At 46.8% G+C, this 23,748-nt stretch carries 18 protein-coding genes; 8 read left to right on the top strand and 10 right to left on the bottom strand.

Annotation, left to right across the window (positions count from 1 at the left end; all coding sequences use genetic code 11):
* Positions 1-91: 91 nt before the first annotated feature.
* The 5 genes from FHS56_RS11160 to FHS56_RS11140 all read right to left on the bottom strand — a co-directional run bounded on the left by FHS56_RS11160 (position 92) and on the right by FHS56_RS11140 (position 4,839).
* A complete protein-coding gene (locus FHS56_RS11160; protein WP_166920846.1) occupies positions 92-1,036 on the bottom strand; it encodes a transporter in 945 nt (314 codons plus the stop codon).
* Between the two features lie 22 nt (positions 1,037-1,058).
* Positions 1,059-2,123, bottom strand: coding sequence for a cytochrome-c peroxidase (locus FHS56_RS11155; RefSeq protein WP_243844216.1), 1,065 nt, complete (start codon positions 2,121-2,123; stop codon positions 1,059-1,061).
* 54 nt (positions 2,124-2,177) lie between these two features.
* The gene (locus FHS56_RS11150) at positions 2,178-2,963 is read right to left on the bottom strand and encodes an MbnP family protein (RefSeq protein WP_166920844.1); all 786 of its coding nucleotides are present in this window, start codon (positions 2,961-2,963) and stop codon (positions 2,178-2,180) included.
* 178 nt (positions 2,964-3,141) lie between these two features.
* Positions 3,142-3,378 carry a hypothetical protein gene (locus tag FHS56_RS11145; RefSeq protein ID WP_166920842.1) on the bottom strand — a complete coding sequence of 79 codons (237 nt, stop codon included), beginning with the start codon at positions 3,376-3,378 and terminating at the stop codon, positions 3,142-3,144.
* A 450-nt stretch (positions 3,379-3,828) separates the two neighbouring features.
* Positions 3,829-4,839, bottom strand: coding sequence for a superoxide dismutase (locus FHS56_RS11140; protein WP_166920840.1), 1,011 nt, complete (start codon positions 4,837-4,839; stop codon positions 3,829-3,831).
* A gap of 275 nt (positions 4,840-5,114) precedes the next feature.
* On the opposite strand from FHS56_RS11140, the gene FHS56_RS11135 reads away from it, so the two are divergent.
* From FHS56_RS11135 to FHS56_RS11120, 4 genes are all read left to right on the top strand, one after another.
* Positions 5,115-5,555, top strand: a complete 441-nt coding sequence (locus tag FHS56_RS11135; protein WP_166920838.1) for a MarR family winged helix-turn-helix transcriptional regulator — start codon at positions 5,115-5,117, stop codon at positions 5,553-5,555.
* 61 nt (positions 5,556-5,616) lie between these two features.
* Positions 5,617-6,807, top strand: coding sequence for an ABC transporter permease (locus tag FHS56_RS11130; RefSeq protein ID WP_166920836.1), 1,191 nt, complete (start codon positions 5,617-5,619; stop codon positions 6,805-6,807).
* A 499-nt stretch (positions 6,808-7,306) separates the two neighbouring features.
* Positions 7,307-7,861 (top strand): YceI family protein, encoded by a 555-nt coding sequence (locus FHS56_RS11125; protein ID WP_166920834.1) that lies wholly within the window; start codon positions 7,307-7,309, stop codon positions 7,859-7,861.
* 140 nt (positions 7,862-8,001) lie between these two features.
* On the top strand, positions 8,002-9,156 hold the full coding sequence (locus FHS56_RS11120; RefSeq protein WP_166920832.1) for a RagB/SusD family nutrient uptake outer membrane protein: 1,155 nt from the start codon (positions 8,002-8,004) through the stop codon (positions 9,154-9,156).
* A gap of 466 nt (positions 9,157-9,622) precedes the next feature.
* On the opposite strand, the gene FHS56_RS11115 is transcribed toward FHS56_RS11120, so the two are convergent.
* From FHS56_RS11115 to FHS56_RS11105, 3 genes are all read right to left on the bottom strand, one after another.
* Complete coding sequence (locus FHS56_RS11115) at positions 9,623-10,282, bottom strand: DUF2490 domain-containing protein (RefSeq protein ID WP_166920830.1); 660 nt, start codon at positions 10,280-10,282, stop codon at positions 9,623-9,625.
* Between the two features lie 2 nt (positions 10,283-10,284).
* The gene (locus FHS56_RS11110) at positions 10,285-10,881 is read right to left on the bottom strand and encodes a hypothetical protein (RefSeq protein WP_166920828.1); all 597 of its coding nucleotides are present in this window, start codon (positions 10,879-10,881) and stop codon (positions 10,285-10,287) included.
* 100 nt (positions 10,882-10,981) lie between these two features.
* Complete coding sequence (locus tag FHS56_RS11105) at positions 10,982-14,641, bottom strand: S8 family serine peptidase (protein WP_166920826.1); 3,660 nt, start codon at positions 14,639-14,641, stop codon at positions 10,982-10,984.
* Positions 14,642-15,195: 554 nt separating this feature from the next.
* On the opposite strand from FHS56_RS11105, the gene FHS56_RS11100 reads away from it, so the two are divergent.
* Positions 15,196-16,848 (top strand): amidase, encoded by a 1,653-nt coding sequence (locus FHS56_RS11100; protein WP_166920824.1) that lies wholly within the window; start codon positions 15,196-15,198, stop codon positions 16,846-16,848.
* 12 nt (positions 16,849-16,860) lie between these two features.
* Here the strand turns inward: FHS56_RS11100 and FHS56_RS11095 are convergent, their stop codons facing one another.
* The gene (locus FHS56_RS11095) at positions 16,861-18,765 is read right to left on the bottom strand and encodes an AAA domain-containing protein (RefSeq protein ID WP_166920822.1); all 1,905 of its coding nucleotides are present in this window, start codon (positions 18,763-18,765) and stop codon (positions 16,861-16,863) included.
* Positions 18,766-18,901: 136 nt separating this feature from the next.
* Positions 18,902-19,645 (bottom strand): hypothetical protein, encoded by a 744-nt coding sequence (locus FHS56_RS11090; RefSeq protein WP_166920820.1) that lies wholly within the window; start codon positions 19,643-19,645, stop codon positions 18,902-18,904.
* 313 nt (positions 19,646-19,958) lie between these two features.
* On the opposite strand from FHS56_RS11090, the gene FHS56_RS11085 reads away from it, so the two are divergent.
* The 3 genes from FHS56_RS11085 (at position 19,959) to FHS56_RS11075 (ending at position 23,709) form a co-directional block, all read left to right on the top strand.
* Positions 19,959-20,750, top strand: coding sequence for a S1/P1 nuclease (locus FHS56_RS11085; RefSeq protein ID WP_166920818.1), 792 nt, complete (start codon positions 19,959-19,961; stop codon positions 20,748-20,750).
* A 10-nt stretch (positions 20,751-20,760) separates the two neighbouring features.
* The gene (locus tag FHS56_RS11080) at positions 20,761-21,855 is read left to right on the top strand and encodes a DegT/DnrJ/EryC1/StrS family aminotransferase (RefSeq protein ID WP_166920816.1); all 1,095 of its coding nucleotides are present in this window, start codon (positions 20,761-20,763) and stop codon (positions 21,853-21,855) included.
* Positions 21,856-21,951: 96 nt separating this feature from the next.
* Positions 21,952-23,709 carry an aromatic amino acid hydroxylase gene (locus tag FHS56_RS11075; protein WP_166920814.1) on the top strand — a complete coding sequence of 586 codons (1,758 nt, stop codon included), beginning with the start codon at positions 21,952-21,954 and terminating at the stop codon, positions 23,707-23,709.
* The last annotated feature ends 39 nt before the right edge of the window (positions 23,710-23,748 follow it).

The raw sequence follows: 23,748 nt of genomic DNA, 5'->3' as shown, positions 1-23,748 counted from the left end.
GGTTCGAATAGACGAAAGCTGCTAAAAACAAAAAGGGCACCACGCTTGTGGTGTCCTTTTGTCTTGCAAAGGAAAAGCTGCCATAAGCTCATTATGTTTTTTTCTTTTTGAAAGAAGAAAAGAGAACACCTATTTGCACTTGGTAGCGGTTTTGGGCAAGCACTTCACCCGCTGAAAGATTTTGTGAAACGGGCGCCTGATAGGTAAAGCCTACTTGTACTTTCTGCTTGAAGAACAAATCCAAGCCTGCCACTGCTGTATGCAGATAGCCGCCTGTATTTGCTACCTTTTTTGTCCCTGACTGGTCGGCTTGTATCCATTCACTGTAAAGCCCGGCATGGGGCATGACGCCCAGCCGCCGCCATTGGTAAATGTAAAATAGCTCTGTATTTTGTGTAAAGCGGTGCCCGAAACGATAATGGTCACGGTTGGCACTGTTGTATTTGTAGCTCCATTGGCTGCTGATGCCCCATCGTGTGAAGCGGAAAGTGTAAAGTGCCGACAGTAGAAAATCCCAACTGCCTGTGCCTATTTGAAAGTTGGGATTGGCTGCTGGGTCAGTATAGCGGTCTCCTTTTGCCTCGTACATGCCCGTAGGGGTTTTGATGCCGCCGCCAAGCCATAAAGCATGTTTCCAATTTCTAAGCTTGGCAGTGTCTTGTGCTGTATCCCACAGTCGGTACATGCCTACTGCCATGATGTCGCCCAAACCTTGTAAGCGGCTGGTGGTACTTTGTTGAACCTCTTGGCGCAAGTGTTGCCCATAGGGCACAAACAGCATGAGCTGCACTCGGGGATGTACATAGAAGCGCCCCCACGCCTCGGCAATGTGAAAGACCTCTTGGGTACGCAAATAATCAGAAGAAACATGAGACTGAAAGCTGGCTTGCCGGTAGCGCCATCCTGCAAAGTGGCGATGAAACTGTGGCATAATACCGAAATAATAGCTGCCTGCTCCACAGCCGCATATCTCGCAGGCGTGGGCTTGAGTCATTGGCAGCACTATGATGGCAAAGAAAATCAATAAGTAACGCATAGAGGGGTGAGCGGTTGAGGGTTTAGAATTCAGACAAGCGGGGGTCGCGCACAAAGGACTCGTCGTTGAGTGTTTCGAGAAATGCCATTAAGGCTGTTTTTTCTTCCTCGCTGAGAGGAATGCCTGTGCCCCCTGCTTGGCGCAGTAGTGGGTCCAGTGTGGGGGAGTCCATCACGCCATGGCTATAATGGTCCAGCACTTCCCGTAGTGTGGCAAAACGTCCGTCGTGCATATACGGAGCAGTGTAGCGCAAATTGCGTAGCGAGGGCACCTTGAATTTGAACATATCTTCGGGCAAGAGCGTGACGCGATGGCGCCCGGTGTCTGTGCTATCTACGCCTTCAATGCGCACCCTGCGGGGAGGCAAGCCGTTGTTGCGGTACTGCAGGTCGGTAAACAGCACACCACTATGGCAAGCAGCACATTTCTGCTCGAATATGCGTAAGCCTTCTTTTTCCAATGCACTGAAAGCAGTAAGCCCCTGTAAATAGCGGTCGTATTTTGAGTTGGCAGAAACCGCCATCAACTGAAATTGTGCCAGTGCCATCAGGAAGCGAGCAGTAGTGATTTCTTCGCTGCCAAAGGCACGTCGAAAGAGGTTGCGATATTCCGGGTCTTTCCTCAATTTGTTCAGTACATTTTCGAGCGTTTCGTCCATTTCGTTGTGCGCTTCTATGGGCGAGATGGCAAACAAATCGAGGCTGAACACACCGCCATCCCAGCCAAAGGCATCATGCCATGCCAAATTCATTATTGGAAGGGCATTGCGCAGTGTCAGTTGGTCATCGATGCCGTGGCTAACGTCATGCCCGTGATGAGTAAAAGCAGACGACTGTATGTGACAGCTGCCACAGCTGATGCTGTTGTCGCGCGAAAGGCGCGTATCATAGAATAGGCGTTTGCCCAGCTGAAAGCCTGCCGTCGTGATAGGATTGCGTTCAAAGTTATAGGCTGGTTTCGGGAAGTGCGGTGGTTGTTGCCATTGGATGGGCAGTTCTTCGACTGCCCGCTGGCAAGCCATGGGCAGGGTGAGTAGCCACCCATAGAAAAGATACAATAGCCACCGCATTTTATGGTGAGTGTTCATCGTTCTTTGTGCTTTTCTTTTGAAGAAAGGGGGCATATAAAGCCCCCTGTTTTTTTATTCATGGATATGGTCCAGCTTAAACATCTCTTTGTAGTTGTCGGCAATGCTTGTTCCCAAGGGGTTGAACATCACCACAGGATTGTCGGCTATGCGTAAGCTGAAGTTTCCATTGAAAAACTTCAAAATATCCACAATTAGGTGCACAGAAGGCGTATCTTGCCCGTTTATACTTACACTCTTGCCGAAGTCTATACGGCGTTTTCTGATACAGTTGATGGTGGGGGTGCTGTAGCCACCGTATCCACCAATATGGTATTTAAATACGTTGCCATCTCTTGGCGATTGTGGTGAAGTACCCTCAAATTTTACGAAGATATAACCCGGATTCCAGCTCCAGTACATCCCTTGAGCAGCGCCAGCGGGGTCCAGTGACGATGGGCGTTGTTCTGGCTCTTTGGTGGACATGAGGCTATCTACCCCAATGATGAACTCGAGGGCAACGTATTTCCCCGCGGGCAGGCTGTCGATGCGGATGCTTTGCAGGCTATTGTCCTTGACGTCTATCAAGAAATAGCTTTTTTCAACAGGAACCACATAGCTGCTTCCATCTTCCTTGATAAAATGGAAATTGCTTACAAAATACTTCAGAAGGGTAGGAGTGAACTGCTCATTGGTTGCGCTGTTGGTATAACTTTGATTGAGCGAAAAGCGCTGGTTACCTACAAAGTGGTCGAATTTGATTTCTATGCTGCCACTTGTTTGAGGGGTTGCCTCATCTTTTTTTTGGCAAGAGCTCGCGATAAACAAGAAGCCTGTGATAAATATCAAGATTTTTTTCATGATTGCTTTTGTTTAGATTTTTTTGAACAAGTTGAATAAAGTGCGCATATGAAGGCTATACCATTAAACGCCACCAAAAGGATGCTTTCGGCGTTCTATGGCTAAAAGTAGCGGCATAGCCTAAGCCTTTGCAGCGCTGAGTCTGCATGAAATGGAAAGGGAAAGACAGGGAAAAGACTTATGCTTTTGGTGGAGGAGGAAATACGTCGACAGCAAAATTCCGTGGGCTTGCTAAATAAAGCGGATAGCTTTCTTTTACCGCTTCAACCGCAGGAAGTTCTAGATAGATATCTATTTTTTGGAAAAACCAAGGAAGAAAGAAAATTTCCGGCAAAGTGCTCGCTTTTTGTGCATCATTGGCTTCTGCAGCCAACAACTTTTTGTGCAGATAGCATTTGCCTTCGCAGTGCATCAAGGCATTGTTGCGGTTTTCGCAATATACACGCGCAATGGTTTCTTTATGTAGTAGGTAATGTATTTGCCACAACTGCCCTTGAAATACATACAGCCCCATAACTGCCAAGTAGCAGACGGCGAGGAGGCGCAAAAGAGCTCTATGTGTTCGAAGCAGCAGCACGGGACTTATGGCATTTACAAAATCTTTATCTTTCGTTTTTTGTAGTGAAGAAAACAGTTGGCAGTACTTGATAGACTCGCCGCAAAGTTAACAAACTGATGCTAACAGAAAGTTTCAAAGGTCTAAAAAAATATTCAGATTTCTGCAGCAAATTAAAACAAATACCATGAGTGCTCAAAAAGTTTTACAAAACGAGCGATTGTCAGGAGCGGTAATAGGAATAGAGTTGTCGAGAAACAATTTTTCATTTCGCAACAACTCTATTCCTAAACTTTGAAACATAGGTTTTTAATGGCGCCCTTCATTGCTACACAAACCAATTATTTGATGAAATACATCATGCAATTTGCTCAAATCTTTTTTTATTTTTTCATCGCTCGCCCCTGATTGTATTGTTTTTTGAAGTTTTTTGCTATCACTTACCAATTGATTTAGTGCTTGTATTATCTTTTTACTTTTAAATTCTTGAGGAATATTTGATTTTGCTAATATGTTTGCTTTTTCTACCAATTCACCAATTCGAGTTTTTATTGGTTCTAAGTTGCCTTCTTCGCTTGGGTGGAAGGTTTGTGCCATTACCTCATGAAAACTTTTTAGCTCTGGCCAATCATCAAATTTCCCTTTGGGCACAATGGCTTCGTATCGTTTGCTTACTTCCTCCCAATTGATGACACTCCAAAGGGCTGTTAAGTAATCGTTTCTTTTGTTTTGGTAACGCAAGTAATAAGCGTGTTCCCATACATCGATGCCGAGGATAGGTATGCCTTGTTTTTCTACTACATCCATCAAAGGATTGTCTTGATTGGGAGTAGAGCTAATAAATAGTTTATTGTTCTCATCTAAACTCAACCAAGCCCATCCAGAACCAAATCGCGATAAGGCGGCATTGGTTAGTTTAATTTTTAAACTGTCCATCCCACCAAACTGCTTATTTACAGCCTCTAAGAAACGTTTGGATGGTTGTGTGTTTGTTTTAGGAGTAAGTATTTTCCAAAACAAAGAATGATTGTAATGCCCACCTGCATTGTTTCTCACAGCATCAGAGTATTTTGAGACATTTTTTAAAATCTCTTCTAATGAAAGATTCTCAGCATCGGTACCTTCAATGGCTTTGTTTAAATTGTTTACATATCCTTGATGATGTTTGGTATGATGTATTATCATAGTTTGCTCATCTATGGCTCTTTCGAGCGCATTGTAAGGGTAATCCAGTGGAGGAAGTTCAAATTTAGATTGCGCAAACAGCGATAAGCTAAATGTTGTGAGAATAAACTGAAGTAGTACATTGACTCTAAGCATAGCACTTCAAATTTTAAATGATTGAATTCCTTTTTTCTTTTCTTGTGTTTGGATTGATAAGTTAGTAAAATCCCAAGACAAACGATAGACCGAAAGCATATTTTCATTTTAAAAAGATTGAAACACACGACAAATTCACGATTCGCCGACCTTCGCAACAAACCTTTTCTTGTGTTTTTCACTTGTGGGCGCCATAAAAAAATACAGCTGGCTCTTGGAATTTTTGAAGCGATGTTATAACTTTGTAGTTGCATATTTAACCATTGTGAATTGCAATGGAATTTCTAGTAGAAGATTTGTATAACCTGTTGGTTGGACGCACCTCTACGGCTATTGGGCGGCGCCTGTTGCGTAACTTCAGGGCACACGGCTTGGATATCAGTCAGGAGCAGTGGGCTGTGCTCGTAGAGTTGTGGCGTGAAGATGGGCAAATACAGCAAGAGCTTGCCGTCAAAACCTATAAAGACAAGCCCAGCATCACCCGGCTTATAGACAAGCTGGAAGCCCAAGGTTTGGTGGAGCGGCGCGCCGATGAAACTGACCGCCGTATCAAAAGAATATTTCTTACCGAAAAAGGCAAAGCACTTGAAAAGGATGCTATGGATATGGCGCAAAAGACACTGAATGAGGCTATCTCGGGCATAGAAGCAGAAAAAATCTTGATATGCCGCGAGGTGCTTTACCGGGTATATAAAAACCTTGCGCAGGATGAGTAAAAAATTTTATACAAAAAGTTGCATAATTAACTGTTGTTATTTTAATCAAAAAATTGAAACGATGAAAAAGACTGCTCAAATCCTCATCCTCATGCTGTGCGTAGGTGCAAGGGTTTTTGCCCAAGGCAGCCTTACTGCACAGGAAGCCTTCCTTGTAGAGAAGGCTATTCAAAATAATTTGAATTTCAAAGCTAAAGAACAAACACTTCGCAAGACCATCCTTGACGGCAAAGTAAATAATCTGCCCGTAGCAGTAATAGACGAAGACCATTCGCCTTTGAGCCACAAGCTCATGGACATGATAGATGACACCGAAACGCTTGAGCTTGTGGCGTGTTTGCCCTCACGCAGTCAAGCCGCCGAGTGGATGCCTCGGGTGCATGCGCTGATTGTCATCCCCGATGGCTTCGAGGCAGACATACTCTACAAACGCCAGCCGGAAGTGCTGGTTGAAATCAATACTGCAAACATACTGACTGCCAACTATACCACTCGGGCTTTACAGCAGGCTTTGGGTACTTTCAACGCAGGCATGAGCGTAGAAAGTCTTAAAAAGCAGGGCAAGGCAGAGGCTATTGCCTTGCAGGAGCTTCAGCCTGTGCGTGTTTTTTATCACCGTCGTTTCAACGAGAGTGCCAACTATGCTTTCTTCTTGTATCCGGGTATGCTGGCAAGCATTCTGCAGCAAGTGCTGTTGCTGGCATTGGCGTTGAGCATGGCGGCAGAGTGGGAGCGTGGCAGTTGGCACTCCGAGCTGCTTCCCTTGCAAAAGAGCGCCTTTTATTGGGTATCGGTGAAAGCCGTACCCTATTTGCTGATGGCTGCTGGCATATGGTTATTGTATGCTGTATTTTTCGGTATCTTCCGGGTGCCTTTGCCTGCGCATCTGCCCGAGGTGTCGGCAGCTGCCTTGCTGATGGTTTTGGCAGCTTCTGCTTTGGGCATATTGGTGAGTGCCGCTTTGCCTAATCAATTGAAGGCTACCGAAGTGCTAATGGTAGTAGCTACGCCTGCCTTTGTGTTAAGCGGCTTTACTTACCCGTTGAGCCAAATGCCCGAGGCAATACAGAAGGTTGCCCGGTGTCTGCCCCTGACGCCTTTCCTCGAGATTTACCGTGTGGTGGGGATTATGGGAGCATCGCCGCGGGAAACTGTTGGCGCTTGGCTTACGCTTGCTGTGCAGGTAGTAGGCTACGGTTTGCTGGCTTGTCTGGCTGTGTATTATCTGCAACGACGTGCCCGGCACGCTTAAAAACATTACAGCTTGGGCATGCTCTTTTTCTGTAACTCAATGCATCTCCGACTAATGATTTGGGGATGCATTGAGTTTTTTTGTTTTTTATGAATTATTTTTAAAATAGCGTGAAAAAGCTATGTTTAGCTGGCTTTTAGCTTTCTTGTTGGTAAGAGGAAGTGTTACCGACTCTTAGGCACAGAAAGCAGCAGATTCGCTATGTGGAAGCCGATGACAAAAGCGGCATCCCATACTTTCATAGAATTTGAAGCGGACAAAGTTCTCGTGCACCGACAATCGATGCCTGCGCTTTTCGGGGTAGTGCCATCTATGCGCCAGCCCGAAGAAATGCGTTCTATTTAGGTAACATCGCGATTAAAGCACTGGGGAAGTTTATAAGGCTCCCCAGTTTTTTATGCAGTAAATCAAGTAGAGCAAAGAAACAAAGCAAGTTAAATTGATGTTGGTACATTAGTTGTTTGTTTAACCTATGTAAAAATTTTAAAATACATTTCCTATGAAGACTTGGAAAGTGGACCCAACGCATGCCGTAGTAGAATTTGCTGTCCCTCACATGGTAATAGGAGAGGTGGTGGGGGTGTTTCAGCGCTTCGAGGCAAGCTTGAAAGTACCATCTTTAGAGTTTGAACAAGCCCAACTTAGTGCGCGTATCGAAACGGCAAGCATTTTTACCAATCATGAACCTAGGGACAAGCATTTGTGCTCCGCCGATTTTTTCGATACAGAGCATTTTCCGTACATGACTTTTGAAAGTAGGCGCTTTGTATCTAAAGGCAATCGCACCTATGACATCGAAGGCATGCTCGAAATAAAGGGCAGGGCATTGCCTTTTACCTTGCATGCACAGTACAAGGGGCTGCAGATGGACCCATGGGGCAACGACCGTCTGGGTTTTGCAGCCGAAGGGAAGCTGAACCGCATACTATGGGGCTTGACGTGGAACAACCTGCTTCAAAATGGCGCTTATCTCATAGGGCATGAGGTGCGTTTGCGCATTGCTTGTGAGCTCATAACCGAAGAGGCTTATAAAAAATTGTTTGCACAGGGATAAAATCAAAGTTTTGCTTATAAAAAAATCGCAACACATTTGTGCTGCGATTTTTTGTTTTTATGAAATAAAATTTTTTACTTTTCAAAATAGCAAAACACACCTACTATGAAGCAAAAATTAGCACTCCTTTTCTCGATGCTGTGTACTACCGCTATTCGGCTTCCGACCCTCGATTTACTGGTGACCTCTTAGGAAAAGGGAACAGTACCTTAGACAACAACACCTTCTACACGACGGGTCCTTATTACGAACGTTACCGTGTCATCCGCAATTGCTATTATTTGCTTGATGGCGTGAACAACACCACCGCCCCTTTGAGCGCTGCGCAAAAAAATGGTTATAGAGGATTTGCCAAAACCATTATTGCTTACCAGTTACTGCTGGTATTGAACATGCAAAACGAAAACGGCATACGGGTGGACGTAAAAGACCCCGACAATCTGGGACCCGTAGTGAGCAAAACGCAGGCTTTTCAGTACATTGCCAACCTGCTTAACGAAGCCGCAAATGACTTGAGCAATGCGGGCACTGACTTTGCCTTTGACTTGAGCAGTGGTTTTAACGGCTTTGATACCCCCGCTACCTTCCGGCAGTTCAACCGTGCTTTGGCAGCTCGGGTAGCTGTTTACCGGCAAGACTGGACTGGAGCCCTTACGGCGCTCAACGGTTCCTTCTTAGATGTTGATGGAAACGGGAGCATAAGCCTCAGTGACCTGCAGTCGGTAGATTTGCAAAAAGGACCTAAGCACTTCTTTTCTACTTCCGGCGGCGACGAACTGAATCCGCTGTACTTGCCTCTGAACAATGGGGGCGAGGTGCGTGCCGCACACCCGTCGTTTGTGTCAGATGCCGAAGCAGGAGACAAACGGGCAGACCCCAACGACGATGCAGGCAAGATACGCACACGAATCGATGCTTTCAACGCCGATGGTCTTAGTAGCCCTTATGATACTTGGGTGTATCGTTCTAATGATGCGCCTATTCCTATCATTCGTGCCGAAGAGTTGGTGCTTATCTATGCAGAAGCCAACATTCAGTTGAACAATACCACTGATGCCATCAACGCTTTGAATGTTGTACGTAATGCTGCCGGCTTAAGCAATTATGCAGGTAGCACCACTCAAAGCGCATTGATTGACGAGATGCTCAAACAACGCCGCTACGCCCTTTTTGCCGAAGGGCATCGCTGGATAGATATGCGCCGTTATGGGCGACTCAATCAATTGCCTATTGACCGTCCCGGCGATGATGTGTGGGAGTCCTTCCCTCTGCCCGCCAATGAAAATGTGAACTAATAGATAGAAAGTCCCTTCTTTAAACAGAGAGACTTGTCCTGAGATGGGTCTCTCTGTTTTTTAGCTTTAATAAAGGCATTGAATTTTATCATTTTTTTGAAAAAACACAGTGATAGGGTCTCTTCATACAGGAGCACCATGGGACTGCTTCACTCCCTTTATTAAGAAGGTTAGCAAAAGAGGATACTTAACATAATCGTTCTTATTTTACAAAACTTTAAAACATTTGTGAAGGCACCTTTTGAATTAACCCATAAGCTAAAACAGTTTGGTGGGTGTGCATTGGTTGCTTTATTTAAAAAGGCTTCGATTTAATTGCCTGTAAGCCGCCAATCGGCTTTGGTATTGCCTTTAGTAGCGAAGTTTGTTGCTTTGGGAAAGTTGGTTTTGAAACTTCCCGCTGCTTACTATGAAGTGTTTAGACAAAAACAAATGGGCAAACAGATACTTGCTTGCAAAAGCTGTGCTACCAACTAAAGTAACCCGCCCCTTTAATGGCTATCATCTCCTGCCCGCCGGCGACAAAGGTGTTTCGGTAGCGCCAATCCAAGCCCAGCTCAAACTTATGCTGCCGGCTATGAAGTAGCCCTATAGCAGCTGTCAAACGATATTCTATTGCTTCGGGTTTGCCATAGTAAAACCCTAAAACTTCGGCAGTGATTTTAGCATATGGTTCGCCCGCATCGAGGCGATGCCCGCTTAAAGCGCGCTGCATTGCCCAAAGATAACGCAAACGCCAGCGTATAACTTCACCATCACTCGTTGTTTGGTCGAGCCGAGCCCGATGGGTATATTGCCAAGTGAAGAATTCCCCCTTATGTACCCATTGTTGAATAAAACGATACACCCACCGCCTGTCTTGAATCTCATAACGTAGCATCACGCCGCCTCCCAGCGATTGGGACAGTGAAATACCGCGACTTACAAACAGCTCCACATCTTGACGCTCGCTTTGCAAAGGAGTATAAAAGGCAAGATGCTCCCACTTGCTATTAAAATTCCAATAATCATTCAAGCGGGTATGTAAATTCAGCACTCCTATCAATGCCTGACGTCTGTCTATATCTTGTGCCAAAACGGGATAAACTATGAAAAGGTAAAGCAAAAAAATATAGTGTTTTCTCATGCTCAATAAATCATGTTTTCAGGCTTGTGCTCTACTATCTTTCTTTGTTTCAAGAGATTGCCATGAAGGTCAAAAAGCAACTCCTTACGTACCTTCTCCCCTTTATGTGTACGAAGAAGGACCTCCATTTCCACTGCTACATCGGCACAAGCATCCGGCTTAGTTTCTCTCTTCTGGAACATTGTGCATAAACAAGATGCATCGCCGGTGTATTGCCATTGCACCCTTTCTATTTTGTAGGCGCTATATTGTGTTTTGAGATAATTGCAAATAGAAGACTGTAGAGTATCGGGCAAATCACAGAAATGAACCAAAAGCTCTATGTCTGCCAAATGTCCTGTGCTGTCGAATTCTACACTGTAGCGCTGGCGCCCCAAACGAAACTTATATTCATAGCTGTATGCCTTTAGACCTTCTTCATAGTACCATTTTGAAGCTTTGAGTTTCACCGAAGAAAGGCAGTAACGTATCCATGCATAGGCAAGCCGCGGCACTTTTTCTTCTTTTATACCCCGCTCTCGTTCATACTTTATTTCTTGCGCACTCAATACGAAGGACAGGCAAAGAAAACACAAACAAAAAACGGCACGGACAAGCATAAAGCAAGGCAATTGTTTGTAGCAGAAACAAAGTTATAAAAAAAGCCCTCCCGCTACTGAGAGAGCTTTTACCTGTCAAAAAAGCGGAGGGCAATGTATCTTAGTGCTTCACAATTTTCTTTTGCAAAACCTGCCCGTTCGAATAGCGCAACTGCAGCACATAGACACCTGCCGGCAGGTGCTCCATAGAGGTGGCTATGCGTCTTCCTTCTCCCGACAAGCTGACCCGTTCAATATCAAAGCTACGCCCATGAACGTCTATACATTGGATTTGCACTTCTTCGGATAAGTAAGGCAGTTCTATGGTTATGTTGCCAGATACTACAGTGGGATATACCGCAAAGTCGAAAGTGCGTGCTCCGGGTGTAACTACTGCACTGTAAGACAGCTTGCCGTCGGTGGTTTTCATGCCCAAGCGGTAGTAAGGTGCCTCCCCTGCCGGCATATTGCCCACATCATCCATTACTTCATATACCTTTCCGTTCGCGCTACGGCTTGCCGCCTTATTAGCCCTCCGTTCGGCTACTCGCAGGAAGTCTTGGCTGCCTTTTATGCTGCGTTCTACCCAATATTCACTTATATGAGCATCGTCCGCTACTTCCCAGCGAAGTGCTACCCTTTGCTTGTCTGTCCACTGTGCCTGCAAACTCAGCAATTCCACAGGTAAGGGCACAAAACCTCCGCCTTGTCCGGCAAAGCCCGAAAAGCCATTGAAGAAGGTGCCTTCTATCCATTGGGCGTTAAAACCATAATTGCCACGCTGCAAACTGCTTGCATAAGATACCAACGAAGGGTTGCTCGCTGAGGCAATAGCTCCCGGATATTTGGCTATCTGCATATCGGTGGTAAATGACTTGCCAGTAACTGTCTCCCAGCCGGCAATTTCTGTATTCAAGAAATAGAGGCGAATACGGTAGCTGCCTGTAGGGTTGTTGTTGGCAGGAATGATGCGCAGGGTTTTGTCTGTTACTGCATTGGCGGGATTAGTATCGATGAAACTCGAGGCTCCTGTACCCTCTCTGTCCACATATACCTGCGTGCAACCATAATTATGGCTTGACAGGTTTTCCAAGCGCACCATCAGATTGCCCGTGTTGCTGTCGCGCACATACAGTGTATCATTCGGACCAAAATAGTAAGTGTTGCCCGCCGGATTGGCAGACACACTGTACTGTACGGGTGTGCCTGCAAAAGGCAGTGCCCGCACCTGGATATCATCCACTACAAAAGCAGGGTCATTACCCCGAGAATTATCATTGATCCACCAAAAAGCTATGCGGAAGCGGGTCCCCTTGAACTGAGCCGGTATGTTAAGGGTTTGAGCCGTAACTGTAGTAATGCCTTGATAAGGACCACCAATAACCGCCTGAATGGTCGAGATACCTTCATCCACAATAGCTACCAAGCCGTAATCGTAAAAAGTTCCCCCCACTTCCTCACCATTGCAAAGCATCTTGAAACTTAGTTGAAGGTCATTATAGGGCATGGTGGTGGCATCAATGACCGGGCTCACCAGTAATACGCTTGCATTATCAGCTTTATTATACCTCCAGTTGTTATCTCCCTGTGATACATAGGCACTTTGGGTGCCCGCAATAAGATTCCTATCGCCTACCCTCCATGTATTGACACTGCTCACTCCTGTTGTGGCTATGCTCCATCCGGCACCTCCTCCTTCAAAATCTTCCCCTAAAAGTTCCCCTCCCAGATTAGGAGGAATTGGTGCCGGGTCATTGTCAAGCAAGGTCAGGGTCATTACAGGATAACTACCCAAACTGGCACCACCAGCAGTTATATTAAGCGAAATACTGATGGTTTCACTTGCTTCCGTAGCATAATCGTCATATAAGCGCAAGACTATGTTGCGCGCTGCCAAACTACCGGCAGGAAAGACAAGGGTTGAACTTCCTACAACATCGTAATCTACTCCTCGAACCGCCGAGCCGCCAAACAAAAGAGCTACTGTATTATCAACCGAAGGTGCCTTGGTGATTCTTACGGGTATGCTAACATCGGTATAAGCCCGACAATCCCCAGCAAGTGGTCCGGCGGTAGGTGTTTCGGTACTGCTCATACTTCCGGTAAAAAAGGATATAAGAGGGGTAAGCGTTGTGATACCCGTTACTATTAAAGAATAATCCTGTGAGCCGTTCCTAAGTGTTCCCTTATGAGAGACAATGATGGTATAGGTAGCTCCCGGTGTAGGCGATGCAATATATATCTTTTCTACATTGTCGCGGAAGTTGTCGCCGGTGGTTGCCGCAGCCGTAGGTGATGCCGGGTTCAAGCGCCAAGGGTAATAGGTAGTAACGCCGTCGCTTACGCGAATATCCAAGTCATTCACCAACATCAAGTTGGCAGGGTCTTCGGTGCCGGAAGGTGGTGGTGTGCCGGCAGGATCGGTCCAACAGATGGTAACTTCCAGCGGTGCCAAACCCAAAGCTGTAACATTGAACACATAGCTACTTCCATTATTTAGAGTGCGCTCTTCAATAAGTGCCCCCCCGGTAGTAGCTGCGTCACGGATGGTCAATGCTGCCTTTTCGGCATTCAGCAAGCCCCAGCCGAAGCTATAGTCGGGTCCGGGGGCAGCTCCGGCTTCGTCGGCGGTATGGATTACCAAGCCTCGAAGTGTTGCCGAGCGCATAAAGTTGCCTGCATTCAAAGAAGCATAGTATTGCTGGAGTAAAAGTAAAGTCCCCGTGGCGTTGGGGGTCGCCATAGAGGTGCCACTATAGGTTGCATAATTATTGTTAGCAGGTCCTACGCTAGAATACACATTAACACCATTGGCAGAAATATCGGGCTTAATGCGTCCGTCGTCAGTAGGTCCCCAAGAAGAAAAAGAAGACATGATTACGCTCCCCGGTCCTGTATAAGATAGAACATCATCGACTGCCGCCACTACCAACACATTTTTAGCGGTAGCAGCTCCGGTAATCAGGTCATAACCTCCGTCGCCGGCGTTATAACCGGCACCACGGTCATTGCCGGCAGCTTTTAACGGCAGGTAGTAAGGAGCATTATAAGTAATATTGTCCCAAGCAGCCGCCTCCGAATCATAGAAACCAAACATCCATCGAGGCAACATTGCTGAGTTATATCCATAAGAATGATTAGAAACCAACGCACCGGCAGCAGCCTCAGCTGCCATTTCGGCTTTGTCGTTATTCCAATCGAAAGAACGCAGTTGCGCTTGTGGTGCCATGCCGTGTGCATTAGGAGACACCCCCGCCGCAATAATAGTACCGGCTACGTGAGTAGCATGGTTAGGTCCAGCCCCCCCGGCATAAGTTACGCCATCTCCTAAAATAACCCGTCCACCAAATTCTTGGTGAGTATTTAACACGCCACCACCATCCCACTCTCGGGCAACCATCCCCTGCCCTTCTATATTCAGCCCCAAACTACCACCGTTCCAAAGGGTATTTGTGCGAGTAGTTATGGCTGCGTTCAGGTTTTCGGTAATGTAGTAGATAGGAGTTCCGTCCGGCAAAATGCGCTGCAGTTCGAAATAGCGCCCTTTCTCATCGACTCCACGAATTGGCTGCCGGTGTCGTGTGCTCCATGCTTCTATCAAACGTCTTTGAGTTGTGTACTCCTCTTGTAAGCGTTCCTGCAAGGCATACAGTACCTTTAAGTTACTGGCAGCCCGTATCTTTGCTAACTGTGCGGGGGTCTGTGCCCATCCAGCACCATACCCTAATAAAAACAAACATACACTGACGGTTACTTTTTTAAATAAGGCAAAACACTTCATAACTCTTAAACGATTAATTGGGTTTAGAATACGTTAATAATAAGCACCTTAATTAATACAAAAAAGAATGCAAAGCGTAACCTTCCTCGTGTCTTTATGTAAGTAACTTATTACTATTAAATGCTTAACAAATTGGGTGCAGATGCATTTTATAGAAAAAAATCTACTTTGCAGGAAACCTACAAAGTAGCCCGAATTTTCTAAAAGAGAATTATTGTGTAAGAAAAAAATGAGAAAAATACTTGTGTAATTTTTTAATACTTTAAAACTTTTAATAACGCTTAGCATTGGAAAGGTGAAGCAGCCCTACCATATAGGTGCCCGGTGAAAGTATCTCAACCGGCAGAACAAAAGAGGCACCCGGCTGCTCCAAACTCAATGCTCCGGGAGCTACTAAGTCCGGCTTGAGGCGTCCGTTGTCGGTGGCTCGCTTCGAAAGGGCAAAGGAAAAAACTCACTGGAGCGCCTAAAAGACTTGTGGAAAGACATTTATCCCTACCAAAAATACTAAGCAGCTGCATGCCAGCGTTTCATAAACAAGTGATGCTTATGATATGAAACGTTTCCTATTGCCTGTAGTACTGCTTACTTCTGCTTTCGTACTGGGGCGCTTGAGTAGCGACATCACCCCTGCCGACGTGCAGTCGGCTGCCAAGCTCATCGGCTTGCAGCTCACCCCCATAGAAATCGACTCTATGCTGGACGGTCTGGCTGAACAAAAACAAAGTTTTGAAGCGCTGCGCAAGCACAATATTCCCAACGACTTACCTCCTGCATTTACATTCCATCCCATTCCGCCTACTTATACCGCCCCACACATAGGTCCCGACGAGCTGATTTTTCAAGGTGAAACCTTCCCAAAAATACAACGACCGGCAAATGACAACGATTTGGCTTTTTTAAGCATCCGGGAACTGGCTTCTTTGCTAGTATCGCGCCAAATCACCTCCGAAGAGCTTACACGTTTTTTCTTGAACAGACTCAAAAAATATGATGACACACTGCACTGTGTAATCACCTACACCGAAGCTTTGGCGCTGCAAAAAGCCCGGCAAGCCGACAAAGAGTTGGCAGCAGGGCACTACCGCGGCTTGCTGCACGGCATCCCTTATGTAGCCAAAGACCTGTTAGCTACCAAAAACTATCCTACCACTTGGGGGGCTAAGCCTTTTCGTTCGCAAGTGATTGACTACGATGCCGCAGTAATTGAACAACTCGATGCTGCCGGCGCCATCCTCATTGCCAAAGTATCGTTGGGCGCCTTGGCTTGGGGCGATGTGTGGTTTGGCGGGCGCACTCGTAACCCTTGGAACCCTGCCACTGGTTCAAGCGGCTCTTCGGCAGGCTCTGCCGCTGCCGTTGCTGCCGGTCTTGCGCCTTTTGCCATAGGTACCGAGACTTTGGGTTCCATCGTATCGCCTTCTACAGTCTGCGGAGTTACAGGGCTGCGTCCTACTTTTGGCGCTGTCAGCCGCTTTGGTGCTATGGCTTTAAGCTGGACAATGGACAAAATAGGTCCCATAGCACGCTCGGCAGAAGATTGCGCCATTGTGTACCGCTATTTGCACAACGCCACAGAAGCCGACCCACGCGATCCTTTTCATGTGGCTACCACTTTCAGCTACCGTGCCGACCGCGACTGGCGACGTCTGCGCATTGCCTTCGTACCCACGCCTGCCTCTTCGCCTACCTATGCCGCCGACAGCACCTTTGTGGCTACTCTTCGACAAGCCGGCGCCCGCATCGACACCGTCAGCTTGCCTGCATATCCCGATATTACTTTTATCCTATGGGCAGAAGCTGCTGCCGCCTTCGACGAGCTCACCCGCAGCAACCGCGACGACGAACTGGTAAGACAAAACAAACAGGCTTGGCCCAACTACTTCCGCATGGCTCGTTTCATTCCCGCCGTAGAGTACATACAGGCACAAAGACTACGCTACCGCCTCATTCATGCAATGCAACAACTCATGTCAAAATATGACGTAGTCATAGCTCCCTCTTTTGCCTCTTCACAGCTCTACATTACCAACATGACAGGACACCCCTGTGTGGTGCTGCCCACAGGTTTCAACCGCAGCGGTATGCCCCAAAGCATTTGCCTGCTTGGTCGATGGATGGGCGAAGGGGCTATTTTAGAAGTAGCCAATGCCTATCAACAACTTACCAGCCACCACAAGCGACGCCCTCCCTTAGTAGGGCAGTAGTCTGCAGCATTATCATCTCCACTCCCATGCACTCCGGTAGGCACCTATGTCCTCTACATAGCGCAACAAAGCCTCATAGAAAGGATGCCCGCCCACAGTGCTGCTGTCGCCAATAATGACCAATCGGTATTTGGCGCGTGTCATAGCTACGTTCATGCGCCGGATGTCATTCAAAAAACCGATGTCCATATTTTCGTTGCTGCGTACCATCGAGATATAAATTACTTCACACTCCTGCCCCTGAAAACTATCCACGGTACTTATTTTCAGCTGTATGCGGGTTGGTAAAGGCAAAGACTGCAACAACTCTTTCAGCAAAGCCACTTGTGCGCTGTAAGGGCTAATCACGCCCACCTGCACCACATCGGACAACGACGCCCTGCCCCACTCCTCTTCCAGATGCCTGTACAGCACACGCGCTTCTCCTTCATTGAAAAAGCTGCCTTCTGCACTTTTGCTTTCTTCAAAACCGGTGCCCGCCGTATCTATAAATGTAATGACTTGTGGCGGAGCACAATGCATGATGCTGGCACTGAGGGTAGGTGCCGCCTGTAACTTGCCTTTATAGAAATGCTGGCTGGGAAACTCCATAATGACCGGATGCATACGATATTGAATCTCCAGCATGCAGGCAGCTTCTGGATAAGCATGTATTAACTTTTCAAAAAGGGTTTGTTGCAGTATCTGCGCTTCGGGAGCGGGTGAAAGCACAGTGGGAGGCAGTTGGCAGTGGTCACCCGCCATCACAAGGCGGTCGGCTTTGAGTAAGGGAATCCAAACTGCTGGCTCCAAAGCTTGGGCGGCTTCATCTACAAACACAGTACCGAAGCGCATGCCATCCAGCAACGGATGGGCGCAGCCTACCAAAGTGGCACATATCACCTGTGCCTGCTCTACCAGCTCACGCAGTATGTTTTTCTCCAAATCTTTGGCATCTTGCTGCACCTGACGTGCCTCTTTGTAGAGCAAACGACGCTGCACCGCCTCTTCTTTTCCATAACTGCGTTTGTATTTGCCTGCCAAATGGCGGTATTCTTCTGCTTGGCGATACCACTCTTTCAAACGTTTAAAGTCGCGGTGTTTTTGCTTTTGAGCATCCACCGTAAATTGCCATAATTGCTCATCGATACGCGCAGGGTGTCCTATACGCAATACACGCAACCCTTCGGCTGCCAATCTTTCACACAAAATATCAACCGCCGTGTTGCTGGGAGCCGTTGCCAGCACCTGCCTCTCGGTTCCGGCTACTGCCTTAATAGCCTGTACCAAAGTGTTGGTTTTACCTGTGCCGGGTGGTCCGTGCAGCAAAAATAGCTCATGCGCAGACAGTATTTTGCTTATAGCTTCGTGCTGTTTAGCATTCAAAAAAGAAGGTAGCTCCTGCGTCGTTTTGGGTACACAAAAAGAAGGTTGTCGCTGCCCACTCAGCACTTCAAACAAAAGCTTTTGCCTTGGATTTTCCAACTGCTGCCAGATATTCATCGCTTGCTCCATCTGTAAAATGGATTGCTCGTCGGGCAATTGCTCAAGGGCATACCGGGCACCTTCTTCCAAGAAATCGGGCAATTGTGTTGCCGATACTGCTACCTCTATTTCTTTACCTTCTGCCCAACGTACTAAAATACCGCGGCAATCTTTCGTTTCTGCCGATTCAAGAACTATGCGCAGAGCATCGCCCACACGCCACGTATGACCAAGTACCGACCGATTCAGCAGCCGAAAGCGCAAATACCAAACATCCATGCCTTGGTAGGCGAGTTGTTCCAGACGAACAGCACTCAGGCAAATACCTGCTTCTATCTTCTCTTTCAATGTTTTTTGAGCTACATCGCTTATGAAGCGCCTTCTTGTCTCTTCTTTCTCTGCCTGCAATGCCTCAAACAAAGGGGCGAAGTAATCTGAGGGTTTGATTTTCATAGATAACGGCTTTACCGAACAAAAATGCTAAAAGAAGACAATTTCAGTAGGGAACAAAATAAAAAATAGAGGCTCCCCCCACTGGGCGGAGCCTCTAATGATGTCTTAATGAAAATCGATGGATGATGAAAAAATGTTAACGATTGTGATATAATTCAGCCGTCATTTCAGCCAATTTATCGGGTGTAGTGCGCTCATATTGAGAAGGCAGCTTAAATATTGCGGGTTTTACTTCACCAGCTTCAAGGTGGGTAGCACGCACAAGTATGCGTCTCCCTTGTTCGTCTAACACTTCGTATTCCAAAGGCAAGCCTTCAATACCATAAAACTGAAAATCGATGTGATGAGCGGCATTCTTAGGCAGGTCTATATCTGTTGCCAAGTAGGCATATACTTCTTCGCCATTGTCAAGGGTGATGATGGCTTTGCGGCAAAGATGCCCCAGTATTTCTTTGGTTTCTTTGGTATAAACCACTCTTTTCTTTCCGTCGTTGTTGCTATTGGCTTCTTTACTGGCAGGCACCAGCAAACGGTGAGCTTCTTCTTGATACACGCAAGGCTTGCCCCCCAAAGGCTTTGCCAGACGTTCATGAAGCTGTTCTTTGGTTTCTATGAAGAAAAAGCCTTCATCATTTTCAAGGTTGGTCAAAGTAGAAAGCACCGAATGCGGCAATTCGAGACTTACCTTCATTTCTTTTCCTTTCACCCACACCGCCATCATCGTTTGCTTTAATTGTTGCTTCAATGCCTCCGGAGCTTCTTTAATATCGAACTCATAGGCTACAAAGCCTTCGAAGCTTACGCTTTGTTGTGCTTGAGCAACAGAGTTTACAACTCCCGCCAGCAAAATAAACAGTAGATTTTTTATGAAAGCTTTCATCACCCCAGCTTGTTTTGATTATACATATGGCAAATATACAAACTCTAACAATACAAAGCAAGTTTTTTTCAAAAAAATAACTTTTTCAAAACAAAAGCATTTAAAAAGCATATAAATAACAATCAACTTTCGATTATCCATATGTAATTCTGTCAAGTAAAAGCGATATTGTAAAAAGCAATCGTAACGAGTATGAAACACATCACTCTGGTAAGCAGGAAAGATAAAAAGTACTCAAAAAGACTGTAGTTCAATAAAAGTGCTGTATTTTTTGCTACTTTGTTTTTTGTTGAATGTCAAAAAAAGAAACGCTATGAACATACGCCAAAAACTGTCTTTTTCACTTCTACTGTTGTTTGGTCTTATTTTGTCATCCCCTCGCGAAGCGCAAGCATGGGGACAAACAGGACACCGGGTAGTAGGTTACATTGCTCAGTCGTTTCTGAATAAGAAGGCAAAAAAGCACCTCCAAAAGCTCCTGAAAACCGAAGACTTGGCACTTTGCAGCACTTGGATGGATGAAATTCGCTCCGATAAAAGATATGACCACACACACGACTGGCATTGGGTAACCATCCCCGACAGCGTGCGCTATGAAGACGCCGAAAAGAATCCCAACGGTGATGTGATTGAGCGCATTGAGTTCATCGTATCCACCCTAAAAAGCGGCACACTCTCCGAAGAGCAGGAGATAGAATACATTAAAATGCTGGTACACTTGGTAGGCGACTTGCATCAACCGCTACACGTAGGTACTGGAAAAGACCGCGGCGGCAATGATGTAAAACTAAAGTGGATGCGGCGCTCGTCGAACCTGCATCGCGTATGGGACAGCGAAATGATCGACGACAAACAGTTGAGCTATACAGAGCTAGCGCATGCCCTGCTTTTAAAAGTAAACAAAGCGCAAGTAGAAAAATGGCTGCAAGGCGACGTACGTAGCTGGGCAATGGAATGCATAGCCTTGCGCTCACAGGTGTACGACATAGGCAACCCCGAAGAGGTTGGCTACGACTATCTTTATCGCAACTGGAGTACAGTGGAAATCCAACTGCTCAAAGCCGGTATCCGTCTGGCTTACCTGCTCAATGAAATTTACGGTTAAGCAGCACCGTATGCGGGTGCCATTCTTCGACTTGCGCCGACAAAACCGCCATATAAAAGCGCTTCTTTTACAAAAAGTAGAAGAAGTGCTCGAAAACGGCTGCTTCAGCGGAGAAGCTTGTGTGCATCCACTTGAACAACAACTTACAGCTGCTTGCGGGCTGCCCTATGTACTTGCAGTCAATAGTGGTACTGCTGCTTTGTTTTTAGCCTTAAAAGCCCTGAACATAGGAAAAGGCGATGAAGTTATACTGCCCGCCCATACTTACTTTGCCTGTGCATCGGCTGTGCTGCAAGTCGGTGCACAGCCTGTTTTTGCAGACATAGAGCCCCGCAGTTGGCAAATAGACCCGCAGCAACTCCCTCGCCTACTGACGCCCCGCACCAAAGCGGTGTTGGCAGTGCACCTCTATGGCATCCCTTGCGATATCAACGCCATTGCCCGTTTCTGTCAAGAAAATGCCCTATGGCTCATAGAAGATGCGGCTCAAGCTTTTGGCACACAAATAGGGCAACAAAAAGCCGGCAGCTTCGGCGATATGGCAGCCTTCAGCTTCTATCCCACCAAAAACCTCGGAACAGCAGGCGAAGGGGGCGCCATAGCCTTCAAAGACCCCGCTCACCGTCATCTGTTGCGAGCGTTGCGCAACCAAGGCAATGTACAAAAATATCATCATGAAGTAACTGGTTACAATTTCCGCATGGGCGCCCTGGAAGCCGCCATTTTGGAAGCCAAACTGCCTTTTTTGGAAGAATGGACGAAACGCAAACAGCAGATTGTAGATACCTACCGCCGGGTAATTAACAACCCTTATATCCGCTTTCCCGAAGAGCCCCCCAATTGCCGCCCCGCTTACCACTTGTGTGTGATACAAGTAGCCGACAGGCAGCACTTTCTGTCCTACCTCAAACAGAAGGGCATCGGCTACGGCATCCATTACCCTGTGCCATGCCACAAACACCCCCCCTTTCGCGGCTTAGCTTTCGAATGCCCACGGGCAGAATATCACTGCGCCCACTGCGTGAGCTTACCCCTATTTCCAGAACTCCACCCTCAAGAAGTGGAGTATGTCGCCGAGGCACTAAATGCCTATCGCCCACGTTAAATACATAACATAGTCGCCTTCTGTCTTTATTGATTTTCAAAGAAAAAATATGCATATTTGTAGATAAATAAGCATCCATTCTTAAATTTTGCACCCATGAAACCAAATAAAATTATAGAACGCTTACCCAAGCACCTGAAAGCCTTTATTGTGGAACAAGAGTATGAGCGCTATACTGCTTTGGACCACGCCGTGTGGCGCTACGTCATGCGGCAGAACTACAACTACCTGCAACATGTAGCTCATGAGTCATACATAGAAGGCTTGCGAAAAACAGGGATTACCATAAACAAAATCCCTCATATCGATGAAATGAATGAAATTTTGGGCAAGATAGGATGGGCTGCCGTTACGGTGGACGGCTTCATTCCTCCCGCCGCCTTTATGGAGTTTCAGGCATACAACGTGCTGGTGATTGCTGCCGACATACGTCAACTCAAGCACATAGAATACACCCCCGCGCCCGATATCATCCATGAAGCCGCCGGACATGCCCCCATCATTGCCGACCCCGCCTATGCCGAATACCTTCGCTATTTTGGACTGATAGGCAGCAAAGCCCTCTCTTCGGCACAAGATTATGCTCTTTACGAAGCTATCCGTCACCTGTCTATCATCAAAGAAGACCCCAACACTCCACCCCATGAAATAGCCGAAGCTGAGGAACGCCTCAAAGAAATAGAAGCGAATATGGGCGAACCTTCTGAGATGGCGCGCATTCGCAATCTCCATTGGTGGACAGTGGAATATGGCTTGATTGGTGATTTAAAAAATCCCAAAATATACGGTGCAGGACTGCTCTCTTCTATCGGTGAGAGTGTATGGTGTATGAGTGACGAGGTGAAAAAGCTACCATATAGCATTGAAGCTGCCAACGTGTCGTTTGATATTACCAAACCTCAGCCTCAACTTTTCGTAACCCCGAATTTCCATTATCTGTCGGAAGTGTTAGACCAGTTTGCCGATACTATGGCATTGCGGCGCGGAGGCATGTATGGTTTGCACAAAGCCATTGAGTCAAAAAATACCGCCACAGCGCAACTCAACAATGGCATGCAGATATCTGGCACTTTTGTCGAAGCGCTTCAAGACAACAGCGGAGCGCCTGCCTACTTGCGCACTCAAGGACCCACCATGCTCAGTTACCATGGGCGTTTGCTCATCGGGCACGACAAGGACTACCACGCCGAAGGATATGGTACGCCTATAGGACTGCTCAAGCAAAGCGACCAACCCATAGGCAAAATGAGCTATGGCGACCTGCGTGCCCTGGGCATAGAAGAAGGCAAGCAATGCCGCCTCGAGTACCGAAGTGGCGTGGTAGTAGAAGGGCGCCTGCTGAATGTGCGCCGTAATAGCCGAGGCGAAATCATCTTACTGAGCTTTGACGAGTGCAGCGTAGAAATGGAAGGTAGAAGACTGTTCGAACCTTCGTGGGGCGTGTATGACCTCTGTGTAGGCGAATCGGTCGTGAGTGTATTCTCCGGACCGGCAGACCCAGAAGGCTTCGAGCTCTTTTACCCTGTGCCAAAAGAAAAGACACACCGCCCGCAATACGACGAGAAAAGTCGGGCGTTGCATGCACTTTATCAAGCCGTGCGCGACATAAGAGAAGGCAAAGCGCCAGCCTCGCAGCTGGAGGAACTATGGCAAAAGGCGCAAGTCTTCATGGAGCGCGAAGAAGTGTGGTTGTTGTTGTTGGAAATGCTGGAAGTAGCTGCCGGACAAGAAAAAATGGGACATCTGGCACATGCATTGGAGGAGAAACTCAAAACAATGGCACAAGAGCACAGCCATCTGAACAAACTCATTCAAGACGGCTTGGCGCTCATACCCAATGTGGCAATAAGCTGAGGCATGGTAAAATAGAAAAGCAAAATACAGTATAAGGCG

Source organism: Thermonema lapsum (assembly GCF_011761635.1).
Taxonomy (GTDB): Bacteria; Bacteroidota; Bacteroidia; order Cytophagales; family Thermonemataceae; genus Thermonema; species Thermonema lapsum.
The sequence above is the reverse complement of the archived record's forward strand: the minus strand, read 5'-3'. Positions and strand labels throughout refer to the sequence as shown.

Bases quoted from the DNA above. Each gene is read 5' to 3' on its own strand.
- FHS56_RS11095 (WP_166920822.1), bottom strand. From the start codon at position 18,765: ATGAAAATCAAACCCTCAGATTACTTCGCCCCTTTGTTTGAGGCATTG.
- FHS56_RS11160 (WP_166920846.1), bottom strand. From the start codon at position 1,036: ATGCGTTACTTATTGATTTTCTTTGCCATCATAGTGCTGCCAATGACT.
- FHS56_RS11125 (WP_166920834.1), top strand. From the start codon at position 7,307: ATGAAGACTTGGAAAGTGGACCCAACGCATGCCGTAGTAGAATTTGCT.
- FHS56_RS11130 (WP_166920836.1), top strand. From the start codon at position 5,617: ATGAAAAAGACTGCTCAAATCCTCATCCTCATGCTGTGCGTAGGTGCA.
- FHS56_RS11140 (WP_166920840.1), bottom strand. From the start codon at position 4,839: ATGCTTAGAGTCAATGTACTACTTCAGTTTATTCTCACAACATTTAGC.
- FHS56_RS11135 (WP_166920838.1), top strand. From the start codon at position 5,115: ATGGAATTTCTAGTAGAAGATTTGTATAACCTGTTGGTTGGACGCACC.
- FHS56_RS11080 (WP_166920816.1), top strand. From the start codon at position 20,761: ATGCGGGTGCCATTCTTCGACTTGCGCCGACAAAACCGCCATATAAAA.
- FHS56_RS11115 (WP_166920830.1), bottom strand. From the start codon at position 10,282: ATGAGAAAACACTATATTTTTTTGCTTTACCTTTTCATAGTTTATCCC.
- FHS56_RS11155 (WP_243844216.1), bottom strand. From the start codon at position 2,123: ATGAACACTCACCATAAAATGCGGTGGCTATTGTATCTTTTCTATGGG.
- FHS56_RS11105 (WP_166920826.1), bottom strand. From the start codon at position 14,641: ATGAAGTGTTTTGCCTTATTTAAAAAAGTAACCGTCAGTGTATGTTTG.
- FHS56_RS11085 (WP_166920818.1), top strand. From the start codon at position 19,959: ATGAACATACGCCAAAAACTGTCTTTTTCACTTCTACTGTTGTTTGGT.
- FHS56_RS11150 (WP_166920844.1), bottom strand. From the start codon at position 2,963: ATGAAAAAAATCTTGATATTTATCACAGGCTTCTTGTTTATCGCGAGC.
- FHS56_RS11090 (WP_166920820.1), bottom strand. From the start codon at position 19,645: ATGAAAGCTTTCATAAAAAATCTACTGTTTATTTTGCTGGCGGGAGTT.
- FHS56_RS11075 (WP_166920814.1), top strand. From the start codon at position 21,952: ATGAAACCAAATAAAATTATAGAACGCTTACCCAAGCACCTGAAAGCC.
- FHS56_RS11110 (WP_166920828.1), bottom strand. From the start codon at position 10,881: ATGCTTGTCCGTGCCGTTTTTTGTTTGTGTTTTCTTTGCCTGTCCTTC.
- FHS56_RS11100 (WP_166920824.1), top strand. From the start codon at position 15,196: ATGAAACGTTTCCTATTGCCTGTAGTACTGCTTACTTCTGCTTTCGTA.